2 protein-coding genes are annotated in these 1,565 nt (G+C 58.4%); both read right to left on the bottom strand.

Features of this window, described 5'->3' with window-relative positions; all coding sequences use genetic code 11:
• Positions 1 to 56: 56 nt before the first annotated feature.
• A complete protein-coding gene (locus ACREAY_RS11780; RefSeq protein ID WP_431755960.1) occupies positions 57 to 1,088 on the bottom strand; it encodes a DUF1297 domain-containing protein in 1,032 nt (343 codons plus the stop codon).
• Positions 1,089 to 1,124: 36 nt separating this feature from the next.
• Positions 1,125 to 1,565, bottom strand: a 441-nt coding sequence (locus tag ACREAY_RS11775) for a hypothetical protein (protein WP_431755959.1), incomplete at its 5' end; no start/stop codon positions are given.

Here is a 1,565-nt window from a genome sequence, read left to right as displayed (position 1 = left end):
TGTCATTGCGTCTGCCGCCACTGCGGCCCTTGCTGTTGCCTGGGCGGCGGCAAAACTCAGGTGACGATGTCGGCGAGGCGGCCCTTTTTGCTCGCCATCTTGACTTCCCTGGCGATCCTGCGACCCATGCTCATCGGCTCGTCGTACAGCAGTCCCGAGTATGGCGAGCCGTCGATGTAGAGGTTCGTGCCTGCCACAATCCTTGCCGAGAACTCGAACGTCGTGAACCTGCCCTCGCTGTCGTACACGCCTTCGAGGCAGAACGGGCCGGGCATCCCCGGCTTTACCAGTCTTTCAGCAGCCCTGCAAAAGCTCTCGCCCATCTTGTATACGTCGTCAAGCAGCGACTCCCTCAGGACGAGCGGAATGTTGCCGACTACGGTGTAGGACGGTTCGCCGCCTGCGCCCATCTGCTGCCTTGCCGGTATGCGCCCGATGCCGTCAATGTCCGACTCGTAGCGCCTGTCGACGCCCAAAAGCTCCAGCGCCTTTGTGACCGGCGAATAGAAATACTGCAGATAAGCCGGCACGCCCCTGATGAATTCCTGGATGTAAAGGTCCTGCTCGCCTTTGATCATCTTTTGCTCAACCAGCCTTTTTGCGCCTTCTTCAAAGCTCTCGCGGTCCCATGCAAGGTAGTAACCCCGGCCGCCAGCCGCGCCGTGCAATTTTACTATGCACAGGCCGCCGATGTCGGCCTTGGACTTGACCGGCCTTGGCGTCTTTAGCCCCGCCTCTTCCATGAGCCTCTGCTTCATCTCCCTGTCGGCCTCCCAGCGCAGTATCCACTTGTTGCCAAAGATGGGAGCATTGATGCTTTCTATCTCGTCACTTGACATCTGGGAGATGAGCGTGCCGTGCGGTATGACGACAGCGCCTGCAAGCTTTTTCTGCACGCCCTTTTCAAGAATCTCGCGAAAGCTGTCGACTATTACCATGTCGTCGATGAACGAAAACCTCTTGTAAAGGCTGACGCGCTTTTTCTCGCACACCAGCAAAGTCTTGAACCCTTCGTCCTTGGCGCCCTTTAGCACCTGCAGCGCGCAGTGCGAGCCGAGGGTGGCGATGGCAGTTGGCCTGGCCTTCAACAGGTGTAGGGCAAGCGGTAGAGGTTAAAAACGTAATTACATGACGGTTACCTTGGTCATGTCAAGGGGCCCTGCGCGCTCCCAAACGTGGTCGAAAAGGTCGGCGCACCATTCGCAAAACGGCGGGTCGTTCCCGACCAGCAGCGCGTCCATCGCGACCTCTCCTTTCAGGTTTGGCAGCATCACCGCGGACTGGCCGTCTGCTATGTAGAGGGCAAAGCCGACGCTGTTTGCCATCCTGCTCTTCATCCGCCCGTCGAGCTGGCCTCGCAAGCTGCGCCCAAACTCTGCAACGTCTTTTGGAAATATGGTGTTCCTTCCGACAACGACCTGGACGTCAACGCCGCTTCTGGCCCTGTCGACAAGTATGTTGCCCTCTTCCGCCCACGCCTGGGCGGCGATTATCTTTAGCTGGTTCTCGGCACTCATCTCGAGCTTTTTCAACGCCTCCATGACCGGCGTCACGCTGCTGACAAT

Source organism: Nitrososphaera sp., assembly GCF_050748925.1.
Taxonomy (GTDB): Archaea; Thermoproteota; Nitrososphaeria; order Nitrososphaerales; family Nitrososphaeraceae; genus Nitrososphaera.
Note: the sequence above shows the minus strand (reverse complement) of the source record. Positions and strands in the feature narration are given on the sequence as shown.